Here is a 21,155-nt window from a genome sequence, read left to right as displayed (position 1 = left end):
TGACTTGGCTGGACGCTTACTTTCATCTGGCAGCCGCAGGCGCAGGTGGTGGAGTCTGGCTCGTGATGGATCTCGGTGCGGGGCAGTTCAGGCGGCAGCGGCTTGCGTTTGGCCTGACCCTTGGCGGCAGGCGGTTTGCCGGAGAGCTGTTCGAGCTCCTCGGTCATCGCCGCCAGGTCGGCTTCGACCGTCTCTTCGAACAGCTGGGCCTGCTCCGCCGGCAGGCGCTCGGTCTTGACCCCGAAGCGCCAGCGTTTGTGAAGCGAGAGTTCGTGGGTGAGCTGATCGATCTTGGTCTGGCGCCAGGTGAGTTCCCGGTCCTGGGCGATGAGCAGCTGACGCAGGGCGTCGGCGTCGAGTGCGTGGAGGTTGGCGGGGAGAACCATGGGCAAATCATGCCGTTGGAACACCGCTACTGCCATCGGGACATCCCCCGATGGTGGACCTTCAAATCATCCGGATCGCACCGTCGCCGCTCAATTGCTGCCAGGGCAGCCCTAGCACCAGCGCGTCGAACTGGGCTTGGGAGAGCGTCAGCGAGCCGTTCCCTTCGGCCCAGCGAAATCTCCCCTGATTGAGCCGCCGGCAGGCGAGCCAGATCCCCTGGCCGTCATGGATCAGTACCTTCATCCGGGTGCCGCGCCGGTTGGCGAAGAGGTAGGCGTGATGCGGCCGTGCTTCGCCGAAGACCCGCACCACCTGGGCGAGGAGCGTGTCCATGCCGGCCCGCATGTCGAGCGGTGCCACCGACAGCCACAGGGCTTCGACCCGGATCATCCGAGCCACTCGCGCAGCCAGGCGCCACAGGCGGCCGCCGAGGACGCGGGCCAGTCTACCGTGACCACGGCGGTGCCCTTACGCAGTTCCACGCGGATGGGTGGATCAACGCTTGGGGAAAGCTGCACCGGGACAAAGCCACCCATCGGCTCGGAGGCCGCCACACGTAAGGGCAGACAGGACAACTCGGGCGGCTCGATGCCTCGCTCGCGCATCCAGCGCCGCAGCTGGTTGGCGTTGATCCCGTTGGCCAGCGCAACACCCGCGACCGAGGCGCCGGGCTCGCCGCAGGCTTCGATCAGGGACTGCTTGAACGCCTCGGAATGGGTGCGACGGGTACGGAGGGGCTGGGTGATGGTCATGTAAGTGTCCACTTCTAATGCGTAGTGGACACTATGTTTAGCGAGCTAAGCGGTCGGGGGAAGGTGGGTTTGCCGGGGGCTTACGATGATCCACCCGTGGAGCAGAAATAGATGAAACAGAAACACCGGGCGTTCGATGCGTAAAACCATGCGTCGTTGGCGGCTGCATCATCGTGCTGATCTTGGTTTGGATGACCTTGTGCGTTGGGCTCGTTCGGTGATTCAGGGATGGGTTCTCTACTATGGTCGTTTCTACCCGTCCGCCAAATCTCTTCCCGCATTGGAACCTTGCGGCAACGGTGGGACGATAGGAGCCGGATGAGCCGAGAGGTTCACGTCCGGTTCTGGAAGAGCGTGGGGGTGAGATTCCCCCGCGCCACTCGACTGCCCCTCTATCGCCAAGAAGGCATCTTCGGCCGGGCGGGGCTCGCGATTCCTCAATCGACGCTCGCCCAGTGGGTCGGCCAGATCTTCAGCCCCTGGTCGATGCCCTGAAGGAAGAACTCCTCGCTTTCCCGGTGCTGCATGCCGATGAAGCCCCGATTCAGCAGCTGGCCCCGGGCCAGGGCAAGACGAAACGGGCTTACCTCTGGGCCTATCGCAGCAATGACCTGGAGGGGGGGGGCGCCGTGGCTCGTGGTCTTCGACTATCAGACCAGCCGTAGCGGCCAGCATGCCCGGGATTTCCTGGACGACTACGGGGGATACAAGGAGATCTTCCGGCAAGGTGTTACGGAGTTGGCGTGTCTCGCCCATTGCCGACGAAAGTTCTTCGATCTCCACGCCGTGGGGAAGCATCCGGTCGCTGAAGAGGCGTTGCGGCGCATTGCCGAGCTCTACGCCATTGAGGCAGAGGCCCGCGAGGGCGATGCGGCGGCGCGCTGGGGCCTTCGCGAGCAGGAGGCGCTGCCGCGCCTACGGGCATTACACGACTGGTTGGTGGCGCAGCGGGTCACGACAGCCGATGGGACTGGATTGGCCCGCGCCATCGATTACAGCCTCAAACGTTGGCCGGCGATCCTGCGCTATGTCGAGGGTGGCCAGTTGCCTATCGACAATAACCCCGTCGAGAATGCCATCCGGCCGATTTGCCTGGGCCGGCGCAACTGGCTCTTCACGGGTTCCGAACGGGCGGGTCGTCGTGCTGCGGCCATCCAGAGTTTGCTGGCCACCGCCAAGCTCAACGACCTGGAACCTTACGCCTGGCTTCGGGCGACCTTGGAGAAACTCCCGGCTTGGCCTTACAGTCGGATCGATGAACTGCTGCCGCTGGGCGGCACAGGCAAAGGATAAAGCATGGATTTCTCCGCCCTGCTGGCCGCCTTGAACCAGGCGTCCGGCTTCGAGCTCTATCGGCTGCGCGTGGCCATCGACCGCGTGCTGGCCGATCCGAAATGGATCCTGGCCATCCAGTCCCGACTGCGCATCGGGCAGCAAGTCGAGTATTTCGATGCCCGGGCCAACCGGCAGTGTTCAGGGCAGATTCGAGAATTCCGGAAGAAAGAAGTCCTGGTCCGCCAACTCGAAACCGGCGAACAGTGGCTCCTCCCCTTTACGGCCATCAATCTCGACGGCGCTGATGTCCGCATCCGGGACAATCCCGCCCGCGGATTGACCCGGCAGGAAGTGGGAATCGGAGATACCGTGGGCTTCCTCGATCATGAGCATCGCCAGCGCAGTGGCCAGATCGTGCGCCTCAATGACAAGACCGTGACCCTCATTTCCGACGGCCAAAAATGGCGCGTCGCCTATGCCTTGCTGCATCGGGTGATCGATGCCACCACAGCAGAACCCATTGCCGGTCAGATCATCACGCGCTGACGCCCACACGGTGGCGGCGATGGACGCTTATGATCGTGCGTTTGAATTCCGGGCTGTAGGTATTTCGGCGACGCCCCGGCTTCGCCATAGTGTCCACGATCTTCATCGCGCACACTATGGCGAGGGGAATGGTGCGAAGGAGGGTGGGATCGCCGGACGCTTACTTGCAGATGGCTATTACGCAGCGCCAACCGCCAGGGGGCCTGATCGTGCATTCCGACCGCGGCAGTCAGTACGCCAGCGAGGCCCACCGTGCTTTACTAATCCGTCATGGCTTGACGGGCCGCATGAGTCGTAAAGGCAATGGCTGGGACAGCACCGTCATGGAGCGCTTCTTCCTCAATCTGAAGAGAGAGGGCGTCTGGCAGAACGACTACGCCAACCACGCCGAGGCGTGTCGTGACATTACCGATTATATCGTCGGGTTCTACAACAACGTCCGTCTGCACTCGACGCTGGGTTACCTGCCACCTACAGCCTATGAACGGAAAACCGCAGTACAGCACCCTATCGAGGTGTCCGATATTACTTGACCACTACAGCGGACCCCAATCACCCTGAGCGCCAGCATATGTGCGAGGGCACGGTGACTCGTTTGACCCCGCACACTTCGATATGATCGAACTCAGCCTCGCCTACTACGACCTCAAAATCTGACAGTCAAGACGGCATCGGGACGACGCTTGCACATCCGGGACAACCCAGCCGGATTGAGTTGTCAGGAAGTGGCGGTCGGGGAAACCGCGGATTTCCTTGACCATGAGCACCCGTGCCGCAGTGGGCAGACGTGTGCCTGAACGACAAGGCCGCCACGCTCGTCGCCAACGGCCAAAATGGCGTGTCGTCTATGCCTTCCTGTACCGGCTGATCGATGCCGATGCCACCTCCCATGATGTCACCGACGTTCAGATCATCTCCCGGTGATCACGTAAGGTGGGCTGGATGCTTGCAGCTCACTCTCGGTATGCACTGTTTTAATCTAACGGTAAGAGCCGGGGGTGGCAAGGCTGGTGGTATGGAGTTCGAACTGACCACGTCGCTTGTCTTCAAAGAAGCATTTCAAAGTGTAGTCCACAGATCGAAACGCGATTTCGTTCCAGGGGATCTCCGACTCTCTGAGGAGAGTGGCTTCGAGAGACTCTTCGCCAGGCAGAAAATCCAGATCTAGCAGCGTTGCGCGATAAATGATGTGGATCTGACTAATATGTGGCAGATCCACAAACGTAAACATCGCCCCCAGGTTGATTCTTGCACCCGCTTCTTCACGAGTTTCACGCAGAGCGGCGTCTCCGGTGGTTTCGTTGTTCTCCATGAATCCGGCAGGAAGGGTCCAGAAGCCGTAGCGCGGCTCAATGGCGCGACGACACATCAGGATTTTGTCTTCCCACTCCACGATGGCGCCGACCACGACTTTGGGGTTCTGGTAGTGGATCGTGCCGCATTGATCACAGATGTGTCGGGGAAGGTTGTCTCCAGGCGGGATCTTGAGGCTTACCGGGGAGCCGCAGTGGGAGCAGAAGTTCATGGCAGGTCGAGAGTGTGGATACCCTTGTAATTCTAAATCAAGGCGTCGATTGTGCCGTTGGTCTCTGCGTTCTGGTGCCGTTATACCTAAAGGGGCGGACTCATTGTCCGATAACGTTCCAGGAGCGGCTTTGTGCTGCGAAATTTGACTGGATCAGATAATGGCTTCGCCGATCGATATTACGAAATTTGAGCATTTGAAGGCCTCCGGGGACCTGCCTTCTCCGAAAGGCGTGGCCTTGGCAATCATCCGGCTGATACAGCAGGAAGACAGCTCGATGGGCGATTTGGCGCGAATTATCAAGACAGACCCGGCTTTTGTCGGACGCTTGATCAAGGCCGCGAATGGTCTGGCTGGTTATAACCGGCGTGCCATCGCTTCGGTGCAGGAGGCTTTGATGGTGTTGGGGCTGCCGGCTGTGCGGACGCTGGCACTGGGCTTCTCTTTGCTGTCGAGCTACCGTGACGGGGCTTGCAAGGGTTTCGATTACGGGCGTTACTGGACAGGTTGTCTTGTCTATGCGTTGGCGATGCAGGCAATCACTCAGCGAACGCGGGCTGCTGCGGCGGAGGAGACATTCTGTCTGGGGCTTCTGGCGCGTGTGGGGGAGTTGGCCTTGGCCACCCTGTATCCCCAGGAGTACGGCAAAGTGCTGCAGCAGACGCTGGAGTATCGGGATGTGCCGTTGGTGGCCCTGGAACAGCGGGCCTTTGCACTCAATCACCGTGAGCTGGCCTCCGCGATGCTGACCGACTGGGGCTTTCCGCGAATCTTTCATGAGCCGGTGTATTTTGCCGAGGTGCCGGAAACCTCTGGTTACGCTGACGGTTCACGTGAATACCTGATTGCTCATTCCCTCAATCTGGCCTCTTACATTGCAGAGGTTTGCCTGGCAGAGGAGGCCGAACGACCAAATTTGATGGGTCGGCTTTTTGAGATTGGCGCCCGCCTGGCCTTCGATCCTGTTGCCGTGAGTGAGTTGTGTGACGGGGTGGTTCGGGAATGGCAGGCGTGGGGGAGTTTGCTCGAGCTCGAGACATTGGAGATCCCGCCTTTTGGCGAGCTGGCCAGTCGTGGCGAGGCTCTTGCAGCCAGTCTGGTCCCGGCTCCCGCCGAGGGGGCCGTATCTCAAGTGGTTCACCCTGGTCACTCGGCGCTTCTTGGGGGAGAGCCGCAGTTGGCACTGCCTCCTGAAGTTCCGCCAATGCGGGTTCTGGTGGTCGACGATGACGCTTCCATGCGGGGGCTCGTGCGCAAGGTGCTGGAGACGGTCGGCCATCAAGTCCTTGAAGCGCATGACGGAAAGACCGGGATGGAAATGGCCCTGGAGTTTCAGCCCCAGTTGATGATCGTCGATTGGGTGATGCCGGAGGTTACGGGGCTGGAATTGACCCGGGCGTTACGACAGACCAAGATTGGACGCAGTATTTATATCTTGATCATGACCAGCCTCGAGGATGATGATCGGTTGATCGAGGCCTTCGAGAATGGCGTCGATGATTTCATGAACAAGCCGATCAACCCGCGAGTGCTTGCGGCCCGTTTGCGTGCGGGTCAGCGGGTTATCCGGCTGCAGCAGGAACTGGACCGGGATCGTGAGGAGATCCGTCGTTTTGCGGCTGAACTGGCGGTGTCGAACCGACGCCTGCAGGAGGTCGCCTTGACTGACTCTTTGACAGGCTTTCCCAATCGACGCTATGCCATCGAGCGGGTACAGCAGGAGTGGCTGGTGTCGTCACGGACCCGCCGCCCGTTGGCGACAATGGTCATCGACGTAGATCAGTTCAAGACCTATAACGACACTCACGGTCATGATGTCGGGGACGCGGTATTGCGTCAGGTGGCTGCTTCGGTCAAGGGGGCGCTGCGCGCCCAGGACATCGTGGCCCGTACCGGTGGCGATGAGTTTCTGGTTATTTGCCCGGATACTGGGCTCGATGCGGCACTTGCCTGTGCCGAGCGTGTGCGGTTTGCCGTCGAGAGTACCCCACTCGCCATGTCAGGGCAGACTCTGAACATGTCGGTCAGTATCGGTGTTGCAACTCGCGACACGGTAATGACCGAACCGGATGCGCTCATCAAGCGGGCTGACCAGGCGCTTTATCTTGCCAAAAACAAGGGTCGAAACAGAATCATGACGGTCCAGTCCCTGCGTCCAGGTCCGCTTGTTCCGCCCCGCTGAGCGGTTGGCCCTTTTCTAAAGTTCCCGGCCAGTGGGTCGATATGTTTTTAGTGCCGCAATCGGGAAGTAAAAAGCTTGATGGGATATACAGGAAGTCGCCATGGGGCCGGCGAACGGAAACTTGAGATTCTTGTGATTGACGATTGTGAGGACGATGCCTTTCTCCTCGGCATGGCGCTCAATAAACATGGTTTGAAAGTCTTGTGTACCCGCGTCGATACGGCTCCGGCAATGCGCAATGCGCTGGACACAGGCGCTTGGGATATCGTTATTTCCGATCACTGCATGCCCGGCTTCGATTCGGGGACGGCCCTGCAGATACTCAAGGACAGTGGCCGCGATATCCCCTTTGTGATTTACTCCGGAGTCATCAGCGATCAGTTGGCTTTTTCCTCGATGCTGGATGGTGTCAGTGACTATGTGCCGAAGGGCAACTATGCGCGTCTGGTGCCGGTCATCAGCAGGGAGTTGCGCGGGGCTGCTGCCCGGAAGGCTGTGCGCGATGCAGGCAGCCAGCTCCAGGAGCTGGCGTATTTCGACCCCTTGTCGAAGTTGCCGAACCGGCAGTCGCTGTGCGCGCACATTGCCGCGTGCTCGCAAGAGGCCAAGCGGCATGGCAAGCCCTTACAGGCGGCCGTTTTTCATCTGGACCTCGACCGTTTTCAGCGCATAAATTCGAGTTTTGGCTACGAGTCCGGTAATGCTCTGCTGCTTCAGGCTGCGCAGAGGCTGCTGGAGAGTTCCGAGTCTCACGGTTTCGTGGCGCGTCTGGGGGGAGATGCCTTCGGCGTTTTTGTGCCAGGAGTCGGGGAGCGGGAAGGTGCGGAGGTCTTTGCGCGCTGGTTGCTGCGTGTTTTTGAGTTGCCTTTTGCCCATGAAAAAATCGAATTGTTTCTGTCCGTCAGTATCGGCGTGGCGCTGGTGCCCGGAGATGGCTGCGATGTGTTCGAGCTTCTGACCAATTCGGAGTTGGCCATGAGTGCGGCCAAGCGGCAAGGAGGAAACAGTTTCCGGTTTTATGATCGCGGAATGCACCGGGCGTCGGCTGAGCGGGTTGCGCTGGAAAACGACCTGCGTTTTGCCATTGAGCGTAAAGAGCTTTGGGTTGCTTACCAGCCATGTGTGGGTGGCAGGGAGGGGCATGTCGTGAGCGCGGAGGCCCTGCTTCGCTGGAATCACCCCACACTGGGTAGTGTGGCGCCTGATCGTTTTATTCCCATTGCCGAGGAGAACGGCCTGATCGTTGAGTTGGGCGAATGGATCATGCGTGTTGCCTGCAATGAGTGCCGACGCTGGCACGACATGGGGAGAAACGGCATGTGCGTTTCGGTTAACGTGTCAGCCGTCCAGTTCGGTCAGCCGAGACTCATCGAATCCGTCCGTCGGGCCCTGGACGATGCGGGCCTTCCGGCGTGGGGGTTGCAACTGGAGATTACCGAGTCGTCCCTGATGAAAGACGCCGAGACTGCCGTGGCCATGCTTCGGGCGTTCAAGAACATGGGGGTACGCCTTGCCATTGATGACTTCGGTACCGGCTATTCGTCCCTGGCCTATCTCAAGCGGTTTCCAGTCGATGTCATCAAGATTGACCAGTCTTTCGTTCGCGGCCTGTGTGATGACGAAGAAGATGCCGCAATAGTGCGGGCGATCATTGTTCTTGCGCGGAGCATGCGCCTTGAGGTGATCGCCGAAGGGGTCGAGTCGTTGTCGCAGGTGGACGTCCTGCGAACCGATGGCTGTGAGCTTTTTCAGGGGTATTTTTTTGGAAGGCCTGTGGAAGCAGAGCGCTTCCGGCAGGTTCTTTCTGCCCGAAGTTTGTCCGCAGCGCACTGATGGAAAGCCGCGCTCCTGCTGCTTTTTTTGGGGTGATGCCTGATTTGGGTTTTTGTGTAGGCGGTTTTCTAACTTCAGTTTACGTGTTTGTACCTACGTGATTATCCGAAGCCCTCGGATGGTGCGTGTTGCCGGTATGCGGCAGAATTTGCCGCATACAAAAGGCCGTTCGCCAAGGAGAAAATCATGCGCACTAACGGTATGCACGACGAAATAAGGGAGCTGAACCTCGCTTACCTGATGCTTGCCCAGCAGATGCTCCGGGAGGATCGCACCGCAGCCATATACCGCCTTGGTGTGGGGGAAGATGTGGCTGATGTGCTGGAGGGGCTCAGTTCGGCCCAGGTTCTCAGAATGGCCAGTTCAAACATGCTGCTGTGCCAGTTCCGTTTCAATGACACGATGCTGGTTGATCTGTTGTCTTCCCACGGTCGTGAGCGTGGTGCGGCGCATCTGCACGCAGCCATTCTCGCCGCCGGCAGACCGGTGGAGAGCTTGGCCTGACAACTGTGGGCACCGGGAAAATCATCATGCGTAACAAGAGCGTACTGCTGGAAGCGCAGGATATTCAAAAGGCCGTTGATCTCATCCGGCTTGGTGCCCGAATGCAGATGCTGGAGGTGGAAACCTCCCTGAGCCGTGAGCGTTTGCTCAAGCTTTACAAGGAAGTCCGGGGAGTGTCTCCCCCGAAGGGCATGTTGCCGTTCTCGACTGACTGGTTCATGTCCTGGCAGCCGAATATCCATGCATCCCTGTTCATGGCGTTTCATCGGTTCATACGGACCCATGCGAAGCTGGAGGGTCTTGAGGCGATCGTGCACGCCTACCGGCTTTATAACGAACACATTGAATCTTTCGAGATGGAGCAGGTTCTGAGCCTGACACGTGCCTGGACGCTGATCCGCTTCTTCGATGCCAGTTTGCTTCAGTCGGCGAAGTGCACATGTTGCGGCGGTGAGTTCGTCGCCCATGCGTTCGATCCGACCCATGCTTATGTTTGCGGGCTTTGTCACGTGCCGTCTCGTGCAGGAAAGACCCGCAAGGCGCAGACTGTTGAGGTAACGACTCCCTGACCCTCCTCTTTCATTTTGAATGAGGTTGTGCCGCCAGGATATTTTGGCGGCATTTTTTTGGGCTTTTCAGGTGACGACACTCTTGCTTAAGATGCTCAAGTTTCTGGAGGTAAGGCCGATATCGCCGATGAAGAGTAACGCTCCTTGGGTGGCGCAATTGCTGCGCCCCCGCTTAAAGAGGTTTTGGCGATGTTTCTGATCATCGGTTATGTCATTATCCTGGCGGCTTCCCTGGGCACCTACGCGGTGCACGGCAGTCTCGCTGCCCTGTGGGTTCCGACCGAGTACATCGCCATCGTCGGTCTGACGCTGGGTGGCTTCGTGGCGGGGAACGGGCCCAAGGCCATCAAGGCGACGGTCGCTGCCTTGCCGACAATCTTCAAGGGCTCTCCGTACAACAAGGCCTTTTACGTCGATGTGTTGTGCATGATGTACGAGATTCTCGCCAAGGTCCGGAAAGAGGGGTTGATGTCCATCGAGGGAGATGTGGAGAACCCCGAAGGCAGCCCGATTTTTTCCAAGTATCCGGCCTTTGCCTCTGATCACCATGCGGTCGATTTTCTGTGTGATTACCTGCGCATGATGGTGGGCGGCAACCTTAATGCCTTCGAGATCGAGAATCTGATGGATATCGAAATGGAGACCCACCATGCCGAAGCCCACACGTCGGCCCATGTGGTCTCCAAGGTTGCTGATGCGGTGCCGGCCTTCGGTATCGTGGTGGCGGTGATGGGCGTGGTGAACGTGATGGGCTCGGTGGGGCAGCCGCCCGCGGTGCTCGGCAAGATGATCGGTGGCGCGCTGGTGGGGACCTTCCTCGGCATTCTGGTTTCCTATGGTTTTGTGGCGCCGGTGGCCGGCCAGCTTGAGCAAAAGGTCGAAGAGGGAGCCAAGATATATCAGTGCATGAAGGCCGTGCTGCTCGCCAGCATGAACGGCTATGCACCGCAGATTGCCGTGGAGTTTGGTCGTAAAGTGTTGTTCTCCACTGACCGGCCTAGTTTTGCCGAGCTGGAAGAAGCCATCAAGAGCCGGAAGTGATGGACGCTTTGACGATGCAGCCTGACGCAGTCGTGCGTTCCTGGACTGCGGGATCCATGCCATGAGCGACGATACCCAACAGCCAATTGTCGTCAAGAAGATCAAGAAGGGCGGGGGCGGCGCCCACGGTGGGGCGTGGAAGATCGCTTATGCCGACTTCGTGACCGCCATGATGGCGTTCTTTCTGCTGATGTGGCTGCTGGGCTCGACCGCTCAGGGCGACTTGAAGGGTATCTCCGATTTCTTCAGTTCGCCCCTCAAGGTGGCGATGAGTGGCGGTTCGGGCGCGGGAGATGCGACCAGTCCGATTGCGGGCGGTGGCCAGGATCTGACGCGCTCGGTCGGGCAGGTCAAGCGCGGAGATGTCAAAGGCAAGCGCTCCATGAACATCGAGTCCGCCAAAGGGGCAACCAAGCCTTCCGGTGATGATGGAACGGAGGCTCAGAAAAAGAGCGAGGAGCGCAAGGAGGGCGCCAAGCTTGAAGATCTGAAGGGACAGATCGAGGCGATCATCGAGGCCAGTCCGAGCATGCGGCCGTTCAAGAATCAGTTGCTGCTGGATATTACGCTGGAGGGGTTGCGCATTCAGATTGTAGATGAGCAGAACCGGCCAATGTTCGACTCATCGAGTGCCTCGCTCAAGCCCTATACGCAGGAGCTTTTGCGCTCCATCGGCGCAACCCTTAATAGTGTTGAGAATCCGGTCAGCCTGTCCGGGCATACGGATTCGACCCGTTATGCGGGGGGCGAGCGGGGCTTCTCGAACTGGGAACTGTCGGCCAATCGGGCCAATGCTTCGCGGCGGGAGCTGGTGGCGGGAGGCTTGGCGGAAGGGAAAATGGTTCGGGTTATCGGGTTGGCAGATACCTTGCCCCTCGATCCGGAGAATCCCAACTTTCCGATCAATCGACGCATCAGCATCGTCGTCCTCAACAAGCAGGCCGAAGCTGCCCTGCGCGGAGATGCGGGCAAGAAAATTGAGGTGAGCACTGATGGTTCGGTGGAGGCGGCAGACATCCGTGCCGGCATGGGGGGCGTGCAGCGAGGAATGCCGCGGGCTCCCTAAAGAAACCGACCGAGAGTGACGATATATTAACAAGTGCGGACGAACCGGTTTTAATGATGATGACGCTATCGCGATCAACTGCGGTCATCGCGGGGCTCTTTTGGTCGGCCCTGATGGTGGGAGTGGCGGCACTTTTTCTGGATGCTGGATGGGCCTTGGCTGTGCTCTGCGGGCTCCTCACGTCTGGCTGGATCGGGCTGGTCTTCGCTCTGCCGATTTCCATGCCGTCCGTTGAGACGGCGTCGGCGACGCCCCAGGTTGAAAGCCTGGTTGCGGTGGAAGGGGTGTTGCGTGAAAGCACCCGGTTGTTCAGACAGCAGCATGAAGCGATTCGGGAAGAGGTCAATCGGGTGCAGGACATGCTGTCTGGCGCGATTGTGACTTTGACACGGAGCTTTCAGGGAATTCTCGCGGCAACCAATGCGCAGCAGTCCATTGCCATGGGGCTGGCGCAGGACGATGACAGCGGCGGCGATCCCGCTACGCGCTTCGACGAATTTGTCAGTCACACGTCTGAAGTCATGCAGCGGGTGGTCGATAGCGTGATCATGAACAGCAAGCTTGGCATGGAGCTGGTCGAGCTGACTGACCGGATTTCAAAACGGGCTGCAGATGTGGAGTCGATCCTCGGTGAGATCGGCGGGATTGCCAAGCAGACCAATCTTCTGGCCCTCAATGCGGCCATCGAGGCTGCACGGGCTGGTGAAGCCGGTCGCGGATTTGCTGTGGTGGCGGATGAAGTGCGTGATCTGTCCACCCGCACCAGTCAGTTCAGCCAGCAGATTGCGGTTGTCATGAAGTCTATGCGCGAAGGCGTGAAGGGCACCGAGGAGGCGATCGAGAAGATGGCTTCGACGGACATGAATTTTGCCCTCGAGTCGAAGCAGCAGGTTGAGCACGTACTGACTTCGATGGAAGGTATCAATCAGCAACGCAGCAGTGCCATCGCCCGGCTCGGCCAGCATACCCACACGATGGATGCCGAGGTAAACCGCGCCGTGACGGCCTTGCAGTTTCAGGACATGGTTTCCCAGTTGATCGGTCACGTGGATCGGCGTGTAGATGGGCTGAACAGCCTGATGAAGGAGTTCGATGCCTTGTCCGACGGTATTCGGCATGCGCTGGCGGAGGGTGACGTCAATCCCCTGCGTCGAGCTACCGAGTCTGTCCGGACGCAGCTTTCAATGCTGGCAGCAGCCGTCGAGAATAGTCCGGTGCGTCAGCAGGAGGTCTCGCATGGCGAGATTGATTTGTTTTAGTTTCAAAACCCTAGGATATGACGATGGCCAAGATCGTACTTACTGTTGATGACTCTGCTTCGATCCGGCAGATGGTTTCCTTTACCCTGAAAAGTGCCGGCTACGAAGTGGTCGAGGCGGTCGATGGTATGGATGGCCTTGACAAGGCAAAGGCAAGGGCCTGCAACCTGGTCCTGACCGACCAGAACATGCCTCGCATGGATGGCCTGTCCCTGATCAAGTCGTTGCGTGCCATGCCCAATTACCGCACGGTACCCATTCTGATGCTGACAACCGAGTCATCCGACACCATGAAGTCTCAGGGGCGGGCTGCGGGGGCAACGGGCTGGCTGGTCAAGCCCTTCGATCCGCAAAAGCTCATTGAGGTGGTAAAGAAGGTGATCGGCTAAGTCTGCGCCGGCAAGTCATGCATCACGGGAGACAGGCATGGCCATAGACATGAGCCAGTTCTACCAAGTGTTCTTCGAGGAAGCTGCGGAGCACTTGGCGAGCATGGAAGCGTTGCTGCTTGCGATCGATCCGGGCGCGCCCGATCCGGAAGAGGTGAATGCTCTGTTCCGGGCGGCCCATTCCATTAAGGGGTCGAGTGGAACCTTCGGTTTCCAGGACATGATGGAGGTCACCCACATCCTGGAGACCATGCTCGATCGGGTGCGCAAGGGCGAAGCCCCGCTGACCGATGACATGGTGGATGCCTCGCTCGTCTCTGGTGATGTACTGAAGAATCTGCTGGCTGCGCACCGGGGTGAGGAGGAGGCTGATCGCGAAGCTGCCGAGGCGATCTGTCATCGGCTGGAAGCGCTGTGCCGCGCCCTTGATGCGCCCGTGCCTGTTCCGGTTACCGCGCCTCCGGCCGCTACGCCAGTCACGGGTTTTGATCTGTTCTTCTCTTTGGTCGGCGACCATGCAGCGGAGGCCGAGTGCTTGGCTCACCTGATCGCCGAGCTTGGCAGTTTTGGTGCGGTCGAAACGATCGAGGCGCCAGGCCCGGGCAGTCCCAACTGCCAGCTCCGGATTTTCACCGAGGTTGATGCGGAAGTCTTGCGTGGTGTACTGGATTTCGTTGCCGATGGCGCTACGTTGCGGGTTGAGTCATTTACTGGGGCGGCGGGTGACAACGAGGCCTACGGGTTTTTTGGTGATCTTGACGAGCAGCCCACAACCGAATGGCGTACCAGTGATGACGCCTATGGGTTTTTTGAGCCCTTGCCGGCCGTATCGTCAGCTGTCGTCGAAGAGGCCTATGGGTTTTTCGACGAAGCCGAGGTGGCAAACCTTCTGACCAGGCAACAGGCTGCCGAGCCCTATGGGTTTTTTACAGAACTGCCACCGCTGGATGATGTGCCAGTCGAGACAGCCTATGGTTTGTTCGAGCCTGTGCCGGTGGCTGCAAGCGTTCAGGCCGCGGCCCCGATGGCGCCAAAGGTCGCCGAAGAGGCGCCTGCGCCGGTGCCATCCCCTGTGGTGGCGAAGAAGCCGTCAGCCCGCGCGGTCGGTGCCGGTGATAGCGGTTCGATTCGGGTAAGTGTCGAAAAAGTGGATCAGATGATTAATCTGGTCGGTGAACTGGTGATCACCCAGGCCATGCTGACGCAGGCTGCCAGCAACGTGGATCCGGTCATCTTTGAGCGCCTCATTAACGGCCTGGCTCAACTTGAGCGCAATACCCGCGATCTGCAGGAGTCCGTGATGTCCATCCGGATGATGCCGATTTCGGTGGTCTTCAGCCGTTTCCCGCGGGTGGTTCGGGATCTTTCCCAGAAGCTCGGCAAGCAGGTCGAACTGAAAACCATTGGTGAAACCACCGAGATGGACAAGAGTCTGGTCGAACGCATCACCGATCCGCTCACCCACCTGGTTCGCAACAGTCTCGATCATGGTCTCGAAACGCCCGAAAAGCGTCGCGCCGCCGGCAAGCCGGAAACGGGCACGATCACCCTCAGCGCCTACCATCAGAGCGGCAACATTGTCATCGAAGTGGGTGACGACGGAGCCGGCCTGAATCGTGCACGCATCCTCGCCAAGGCGAAGGAGCGTGGCATGGCGGTGAGTGATGCGATGGCCGATCAGGACGTCTGGCAGCTCATCATGGAGCCCGGCTTCTCGACTGCCGAACAGGTCACGGAAGTTTCCGGGCGTGGTGTTGGCATGGATGTGGTCAAGAAGAACATCTCGGCCATGGGCGGTCGTATCGAACTCGACTCGATGACCGGTGTGGGGACGCGTATTACCGTGCGCCTGCCGCTCACGCTGGCGATTCTCGATGGCATGAGTGTAGGCGTCGGGCTGGAAACCTACATCATTCCGCTGGGCTACGTGATGGAGTCGATGCAGCCGGAGCGGGGCATGATGAAGAGCGTGTCGGGGGTCGAGCGGTTGATCCAGGTGCGTGGCGAGTATTTGCCGGTTATCTGTCTGCACGACGTCTTCCGCATTCAGGGGGCGATTACCGACTGGTCGAAGGGCATCATGGTTGTGCTTGAGGCGGACGGTCAGAGTGCAGCCCTCTTCATCGACCAGCTTATTGGTCAGCACCAGGTGGTGATCAAGAGCCTGGAGGCCAATTACCGGCGGGTGCCCGGCATTGCCGGCGCAACCATCATGGGTGACGGCCGGGTGGCCCTGATCCTGGACGTTCCATTGCTGGTGAGCATGGCCAGGCGGGTTTTGCCGGCCGCCGCGTAAGTTCTTTTCGCTCGTCCCGGAAGGGATTTTCAGGCCGCCTCCGGGCGGCTTTTTCTTTGCTTCCTGCGATTGGCGGAAGTCTCGCGGGGCGCCTTCAGAAAGCCATTCCCCTGCCGTAAAGAAAGCATCCCCAACGAGGAGTGTTGCCATGTTGCAGGCTGCCCAAAGCGCCACAGTCAATGAGTCGGAAGAGTCCGGTTTCGCTCAGGAGCTTCTGACGTTTACCCTCGGTGCCGAGGAATACGCGATCGACATCCTGAAGGTCCAGGAGATTCGCGGTTACGACGCAGTGACCACCATTGCCAATGCCCCCAGCTTTATCAAGGGGGTGATCAATCTGCGCGGCACGATCGTTCCGATTGTCGATCTGCGCATCAAGTTCGCGGTGGGGGTGGCGGAATACACACCTTTCACCGTGGTGATCATCCTGAATATCGGCGGTCGTGTCGTCGGGATGGTGGTGGATGCCGTTTCCGATGTGATTGCCCTCAAGCCGGAGCAGATCCGGCCAGCACCCGATTTCGCGTCTTCGGTCGATACCGCCTACATCATGGGCCTCGGCGCTCTTGGTGAACGCATGCTGATCGTCGTTGATATCGAGCGATTGATGCTCTCCAGCGAGATGGCGCTGGTGGATGACGTGGTCCACTGAGCGTGCCCACGCCTTCAGGCTTTGATTCCATATAGAAAGCTTTCGCCATGAGCACTTTTCTTTCCCCCGCTGTCGGCGTGATGAACCGTTTGTCCGTGCAGGGCAAGATGGCGCTTCTTGGCCTGATCGTGTTGATTCCGGTCGCTGTGCTGGCCTTCATGTTGCTAGATCGTATTGAGGGTGACATCGCCTTTTCCCGCAAGGAAACCCATACCGTTCCGGTTGTCATGCCGGCGCGTCAGTTGATGCAGGCCGTGCAGGCGCATCGCGGGGTGGCCCAGACGGTGATCGGTGGCAATTCCGCACTCTCTGGACGCCTGGCCGAGTTGCGCGAGCAGGTGGCGGCGGCGCTCAAGGCCGGCGATGAAATAGATGCCCGTGAAGGTGCGTTCGTCGGCACCTCCCGTGACTGGCAGGTCGTGCGCCAGGGCTGGGATGCAGTGCAGGCCAGGGCGCTGAGCGTCAGTGGCCCGGAGAGTTTCCGTCTGCACAGTGAATACATTGCCACGGTGCGCGACTTCATCACCCGCACCGCGGACCTGACGAATGCGACGCTTGATCCAGAGCTGGAAACCTACTATCTGATGGACTTGTTTACCTCCCGCATTCCCAATATTGCGGAGGACGCGGGGCGTGCCCGGGCGCTTGGAACCGGACTTGCCGTACGTCAGGTGAGCACCGAGGCGGAGCGGATCGACCTGACGGTGCTGTTGCGGCGTGTTGCCGACGGACGCACGGCCATTGAGGCCTCGATCATCAAGGCGGGTGGCAACGAGGCGGGGCTCAAGGCTTTACTCCATGAGCCGCAGACGGTCTTTGATACCCATGCCAAAGCCTTCCTTGATCTGGCTGAGCGCGATTTGTTGAAGCAGACGGGCATCGTGGTGCCGCCGACCCAGGTGTTCGATGCGGGGAGCAAGGCTGTGGATTCGGCCTACGCGCTTTTCGACGTGTCGGCCCGGGAGTTCGATCAGCGTCTGGCCGCCCGTCTTGACCGTCTCCAGGACGCCCGCCTGATGGCCATTGGTGTCATCGTGGTGAGCTTGCTGACGGTTGTTTATCTCTTCCTGGGCTTTCGCCGGACGATGCTTGACGGGATTGGGGAGATCCAGGCTGGCGTCGGCAGAATTGCCGATGGACAGCTTGATGTGCCGGTTTCCGTCTCGTCCTCTGACGCCTTCGGCCAAATATCCAGTGGCCTCAATGGCATGCAGGCCAGTTTGCTGGCCAAGCTGAATGCCGAGCATGAGGTGGCTGCAGCCAACCTGCGTGTCCGCAATGCCCTCGACAAGGCATCGACGAACATCATGCTGGCCGACAACGACGGGCAGATTGTGTACTGCAACGAGTCGGTGCTGAGCATGATGCGGGAAGCGGAGAGCGACATCCGCAAGGAGCTGCCGGCCTTCAGTGCGACGGGGCTGGTTGGTCGCAATTTCGACGCCTTCCACAAGAATCCGGCTCACCAGCGCAACATGCTCGGCAATCTGCATGGCGAGCACAGGGCTGTGGTCAAGATCGGTGGCCGAACCTTCTCGCTGGTGGCCAATCCGGTGTTGAACGCCGAAGGTGCGCGTCTCGGTTCGGTGGTTGAATGGCTGGATCGGACCAACGAGGTCCGGATTGAGCAGGAGCTGGCCGATTTGCTGCAGGCCGCAGTCGCCGGCGACTTTGCACGGCGTCTGACCCTCGACGGCAAGGCCGGCTTCTTCGCGACCCTGTCGGAGGGCATGAATAACCTGATGGGCATCGTCGCCACCAGTCTGGAGGACATTGCCAGGGTGCTCAACGCCATCGCACGGGGCGACCTGACCGAGACGATCACCGCGGACTATGGCGGCACCTTTGGCCAACTGAAGGACAACACCAACACCACCGTCGAACGTCTGCGTGAAGTGGTGGGGCAGATCAAGGAAGCCTCCGAATCGATCAACGTGGCGGCGCAGGAGATCTCGGCGGGCAACTCGGATCTGTCGGCGCGGACCGAAGAACAGGCGAGCAGCCTCGAAGAGACGGCGAGCTCGATGGAGCAGCTGAACGCGACGGTCAAGCAGAACGCGGACAACGCGCGTCAGGCCAAGGAGCTGGCCAACGCCAGCAATGAAGTGGCGGAGCAGGGCGGGGCGATGGTGAGCCGGGTGGTGGGCACCATGGGTTCGATCCAGGAAAGCTCGAAGAAGATCGCCGACATCATCGGGGTGATTGATTCGATCGCCTTCCAGACCAACATTCTGGCGCTCAANNAGCCTGGCCCAGCGCAGTGCGCAGGCAGCACGGGAGATCAAGGCCCTGATCGCCGACAGTGTGGACAAGGTGGAAGACGGTGCGCGGCTGGTCAATGAAGCCGGGCAGACGATGGAAGATGTGGTGTCGAACTTCCAGCGGTTGTCGGCGCTGGTGACCGAGATTGCCGAAGCGAGTGCCGAGCAGAGCAGTGGCATCGAGCAGGTGACGCAGGCGGTGGGTCAGATGGACGAAGTGACGCAGCAGAACGCGGCGCTGGTTGAAGAGGCGGCCGCAGCCGCTGAAAGCCTGGAAGAGCAGTCTCAGGCCCTGGTGCGCTCGGTGGCCATGTTCCAGCTCTCGGCCGCAGCGCGCGGCAGTGAGTCCGGGTCACGCGATGGGGCGTCGGCCCCACGACCGGGCGTGATGCGAAGCCCCGTCCGGGCCACGGTCTCGGTCCTTCCTGCTCGTGGAGGAAATCATCCCAAGGTTGGTGCGCCCATGCCGAAGGTCAAGCATGGTGGTGCCAATCTGGCGGCCGCCGAGTGGGAAGAGTTCTGACGGTTTGATGAGGTGTTGAGAGTGAAAGTCTGGTCCAGAGGGGACGTGAGATGAAAATAAACATGCCAGTGACCCAGCGGGAAATCGAGCTGGGCGACCAAACCCTGATCGTCTCGAAGACCGATCTCAAGGGGCAGATTACCTACATCAACCGTGACTTTATTGCGATCAGCGGTTTCACGGAAGAAGAATTGCTGGGGCGGCCCCACAACATCGTTCGCCATCCGGATATGCCGGTGGAGGCATTTGCCGATATGTGGCAGGCCCTCAAGGCAGGGCGCCCGTGGGTTGGCATGGTGAAGAACCGGTGCAAGAACGGTGATCACTACTGGGTCGAGGCACATGCCGCACCCATCGTGGAGGCGGGGCAGGTGTCCGGCTTCATGTCAGTGCGTCGCAAGGCTCGCCGGGAGGATATCCAGGCGGCAGATGCGGCCTATGCCCTGTTCCGGGACGGCAAGGCCGGTAGCCTGGCGATACGGGATGGTAAGGTTGTCAAGGCAGGCCTGTTCGGGCAGCTTGGGAAGGTGCTGGCCCACCTGAAGGTGCGCAGCGCCATCCTCTTGTCCCTGGCGGTGCTCACGCTGATTGTCATGGGGCAGGGATACATAGGCGTATCCAAGCTGGCTGGTGCAAATGACAGCCTGGATTCCTTTTTCAACCGTCGTCTGAAGCCCACGGTTGAGCTTGCCCAGATCGAGCTTGCCATGAGCGAATCCCGGGCCCAGACGCTTCTGGGCCTCTTGCATGCCCCGGAAAATCCGGCGAGCAAGATGCATGACCACCCCTTGACCGCGCATACCGATGCCTTCGACAAGGCCGTGCTTGAGGCGGAAAGCCTGAAAAAGGCTTATGCCGTTTACGTGGGGGCAGAACCCCCCGAACAGCAGGCGCTGTTCAAAACTTTTTCAGATGCTCTGGATTCGCTACTGACGAAGGGCTTGCGGCCCGCCCGTGATGCCCTGGCTGGTGGTCGGTATGAGGAAGCCAACCGTCTGATCATCAGTGAGGTAAATCCCCGCTTCAAGCTCGCGATCGAGAGCGGGCATGCCTTGCAGAGCTACCAGATCGGCCGCGCCGAGGAGCAGCGTCAGGGCGCGGTGTCGACCTTCAAGGAAGCGCTGACCCTGACCGTTATCGGGGTGGTTCTGGCTGCCCTGCTGGCCGTGGGGCTGGCCTGGTGGCTGGTGCGCCGGATCGTCGGCCCCCTGCGGGATGCCGTGGCGGTGTTTCAGCAGATCGCCGATGGCAACTTCCATACGGCCATCGCGACAGGGCGCACTGACGAGATCGGCCGCGTGATGGATGGGCTTGAGGCCATGCAGACCCGCCTGGGCTATGACGTTGCTGCGGCGAAGATCGTTTCCGACGAGATGGCGCAGATCAAGGTTGGCCTGGATACCGTGGAAACCAATGTGCGGATTGCCGACATGAGCGGCAGGGTCCTTTACGCCAACCCTGCACTGCTCAAGACGATCCGCCGTATCGAAGGCGTGATCCGCAATCATGCTCCGGGCTTCAGTACCGACAGCTTCGTCGGCAGTTCCATCGGTCAGCTTTACCCGGATCCGGCCGCTGCGTTGCAGCGACTGGCTGCGCTGACCCAGATCACCCGCACCCAGATGACCATCGGCGGACGCATCTTCGATGTGGTCACCAGCCCGATTGTCAGCGCGACCGGTGAGCGTCTCGGCTCGGTGGGCGAGTGGCGTGACCGCACTGACGAGCTGGCGGCCGAGAACGAAATCCAGGCCATCGTAGCCGCGGCGGCAGAGGGTGACTTCTCTGCCCGTCTGGAGACCGAGGGCAAGACAGGATTCTTCCGCGACCTCTCCAGTGGTATCAACAATCTCATGGAAGGCCTGGCCGGCAGTCTCGACGATCTGGCCCGGGTGCTCAATGCGATTGCCAAGGGCGATCTGACCGAGACGATCACCGCGGACTATGGCGGCACCTTTGGCCAACTGAAGGACGACACCAACACCACCGTCGAACGTCTGCGCGAAGTGGTGGGGCAGATCAAGGAAGCCTCCGAATCGATCAACGTGGCGGCGCAGGAGATCTCGGCGGGCAATTCGGATCTGTCGGCGCGGAC

Annotated in this window: 18 protein-coding genes and 4 pseudogenes; 18 read left to right on the top strand and 4 right to left on the bottom strand. The window is 59.9% G+C overall.

Annotated features, from left to right (window positions below; genetic code table 11):
- From ETQ85_RS22650 to tnpA, 3 genes are all read right to left on the bottom strand, one after another.
- Nucleotides 1-386 (bottom strand): transposase (locus ETQ85_RS22650; protein WP_187394820.1); only part of this gene is annotated, 386 nt, incomplete at its 3' end.
- A 61-nt stretch (nt 387-447) separates the two neighbouring features.
- The gene (gene tnpB / locus ETQ85_RS22645; RefSeq protein ID WP_222862267.1) at nt 448-777 is read right to left on the bottom strand and encodes an IS66 family insertion sequence element accessory protein TnpB; all 330 of its coding nucleotides are present in this window, start codon (nt 775-777) and stop codon (nt 448-450) included.
- Entirely contained in the window at nt 774-1,139 is a 366-nt protein-coding gene (tnpA, locus tag ETQ85_RS22640) for an IS66-like element accessory protein TnpA (protein WP_246128870.1), read from the bottom strand. The genes tnpB and tnpA overlap by 4 nt, the downstream gene beginning before the upstream one ends.
- A 136-nt stretch (nt 1,140-1,275) precedes the next feature.
- On the opposite strand from tnpA, the gene ETQ85_RS27525 reads away from it, so the two are divergent.
- The 5 genes and pseudogenes from ETQ85_RS27525 to ETQ85_RS26375 all read left to right on the top strand — a co-directional run bounded on the left by ETQ85_RS27525 (nt 1,276) and on the right by ETQ85_RS26375 (nt 3,884).
- Nucleotides 1,276-1,461: a group II intron maturase-specific domain-containing protein gene (locus ETQ85_RS27525; protein WP_148581317.1), complete on the top strand. Its 186-nt coding sequence runs from the start codon at nt 1,276-1,278 to the stop codon at nt 1,459-1,461.
- Between the two features lie 62 nt (nt 1,462-1,523).
- Nucleotides 1,524-2,432, top strand: a pseudogene (gene tnpC, locus ETQ85_RS22620) (IS66 family transposase); the annotation flags it as partial.
- Between the two features lie 3 nt (nt 2,433-2,435).
- On the top strand, nt 2,436-2,960 hold the full coding sequence (locus ETQ85_RS22615) for a hypothetical protein (RefSeq protein WP_148581314.1): 525 nt from the start codon (nt 2,436-2,438) through the stop codon (nt 2,958-2,960).
- 164 nt (nt 2,961-3,124) lie between these two features.
- Nucleotides 3,125-3,493 (top strand): annotated as a pseudogene (locus tag ETQ85_RS22610) (DDE-type integrase/transposase/recombinase); the annotation flags it as partial.
- Nucleotides 3,494-3,719: 226 nt separating this feature from the next.
- Nucleotides 3,720-3,884, top strand: coding sequence for a hypothetical protein (locus ETQ85_RS26375; RefSeq protein WP_187394817.1), 165 nt, complete (start codon nt 3,720-3,722; stop codon nt 3,882-3,884).
- Between the two features lie 55 nt (nt 3,885-3,939).
- Here ETQ85_RS26375 and ETQ85_RS22605 read toward each other — a convergent pair whose 3' ends face one another.
- Complete coding sequence (locus ETQ85_RS22605; protein WP_148581313.1) at nt 3,940-4,485, bottom strand: NUDIX hydrolase; 546 nt, start codon at nt 4,483-4,485, stop codon at nt 3,940-3,942.
- Nucleotides 4,486-4,645: 160 nt separating this feature from the next.
- Between ETQ85_RS22605 and ETQ85_RS22600 the strand changes: the two genes are divergently transcribed.
- The 13 genes and pseudogenes from ETQ85_RS22600 to ETQ85_RS26365 all read left to right on the top strand — a co-directional run.
- The gene (locus tag ETQ85_RS22600; RefSeq protein ID WP_148581312.1) at nt 4,646-6,667 is read left to right on the top strand and encodes a diguanylate cyclase; all 2,022 of its coding nucleotides are present in this window, start codon (nt 4,646-4,648) and stop codon (nt 6,665-6,667) included.
- Between the two features lie 78 nt (nt 6,668-6,745).
- A complete protein-coding gene (locus tag ETQ85_RS22595) occupies nt 6,746-8,500 on the top strand; it encodes a GGDEF domain-containing response regulator (protein ID WP_187394821.1) in 1,755 nt (584 codons plus the stop codon).
- Between the two features lie 186 nt (nt 8,501-8,686).
- Nucleotides 8,687-9,004, top strand: a complete 318-nt coding sequence (flhD, locus tag ETQ85_RS22590; RefSeq protein ID WP_148581311.1) for a flagellar transcriptional regulator FlhD — start codon at nt 8,687-8,689, stop codon at nt 9,002-9,004.
- A 26-nt stretch (nt 9,005-9,030) separates the two neighbouring features.
- Complete coding sequence (gene flhC, locus ETQ85_RS22585) at nt 9,031-9,573, top strand: flagellar transcriptional regulator FlhC (protein WP_148581310.1); 543 nt, start codon at nt 9,031-9,033, stop codon at nt 9,571-9,573.
- Between the two features lie 189 nt (nt 9,574-9,762).
- Nucleotides 9,763-10,614: a flagellar motor stator protein MotA gene (gene motA, locus ETQ85_RS22580; RefSeq protein WP_148581309.1), complete on the top strand. Its 852-nt coding sequence runs from the start codon at nt 9,763-9,765 to the stop codon at nt 10,612-10,614.
- Between the two features lie 61 nt (nt 10,615-10,675).
- Complete coding sequence (gene motB, locus ETQ85_RS22575) at nt 10,676-11,680, top strand: flagellar motor protein MotB (protein ID WP_148581308.1); 1,005 nt, start codon at nt 10,676-10,678, stop codon at nt 11,678-11,680.
- 53 nt (nt 11,681-11,733) lie between these two features.
- The gene (locus ETQ85_RS27310; RefSeq protein ID WP_148581307.1) at nt 11,734-12,939 is read left to right on the top strand and encodes a methyl-accepting chemotaxis protein; all 1,206 of its coding nucleotides are present in this window, start codon (nt 11,734-11,736) and stop codon (nt 12,937-12,939) included.
- Between the two features lie 23 nt (nt 12,940-12,962).
- Entirely contained in the window at nt 12,963-13,328 is a 366-nt protein-coding gene (locus ETQ85_RS22565) for a response regulator (protein WP_148581306.1), read from the top strand.
- A 37-nt stretch (nt 13,329-13,365) separates the two neighbouring features.
- Nucleotides 13,366-15,624 (top strand): chemotaxis protein CheW, encoded by a 2,259-nt coding sequence (locus ETQ85_RS22560; protein ID WP_148581305.1) that lies wholly within the window; start codon nt 13,366-13,368, stop codon nt 15,622-15,624.
- 148 nt (nt 15,625-15,772) lie between these two features.
- Nucleotides 15,773-16,276: a chemotaxis protein CheW gene (locus ETQ85_RS22555; RefSeq protein ID WP_148581304.1), complete on the top strand. Its 504-nt coding sequence runs from the start codon at nt 15,773-15,775 to the stop codon at nt 16,274-16,276.
- A 47-nt stretch (nt 16,277-16,323) separates the two neighbouring features.
- A pseudogene (locus ETQ85_RS27385) lies at nt 16,324-18,518 on the top strand (methyl-accepting chemotaxis protein); the annotation flags it as partial.
- Nucleotides 18,519-18,520: 2 nt separating this feature from the next.
- A pseudogene (locus ETQ85_RS27100) lies at nt 18,521-19,060 on the top strand (methyl-accepting chemotaxis protein); the annotation flags it as partial.
- Nucleotides 19,061-19,110: 50 nt separating this feature from the next.
- Nucleotides 19,111-21,155, top strand: a 2,045-nt coding sequence (locus ETQ85_RS26365; protein WP_222862266.1) for a HAMP domain-containing protein, incomplete at its 3' end; no start/stop codon positions are given.

The organism is Zoogloea oleivorans (genome assembly GCF_008107625.1).
Classification (GTDB): Bacteria; Pseudomonadota; Gammaproteobacteria; order Burkholderiales; family Rhodocyclaceae; genus Zoogloea; species Zoogloea oleivorans.
The sequence above is the reverse complement of the archived record's forward strand: the minus strand, read 5'-3'. Positions and strand labels throughout refer to the sequence as shown.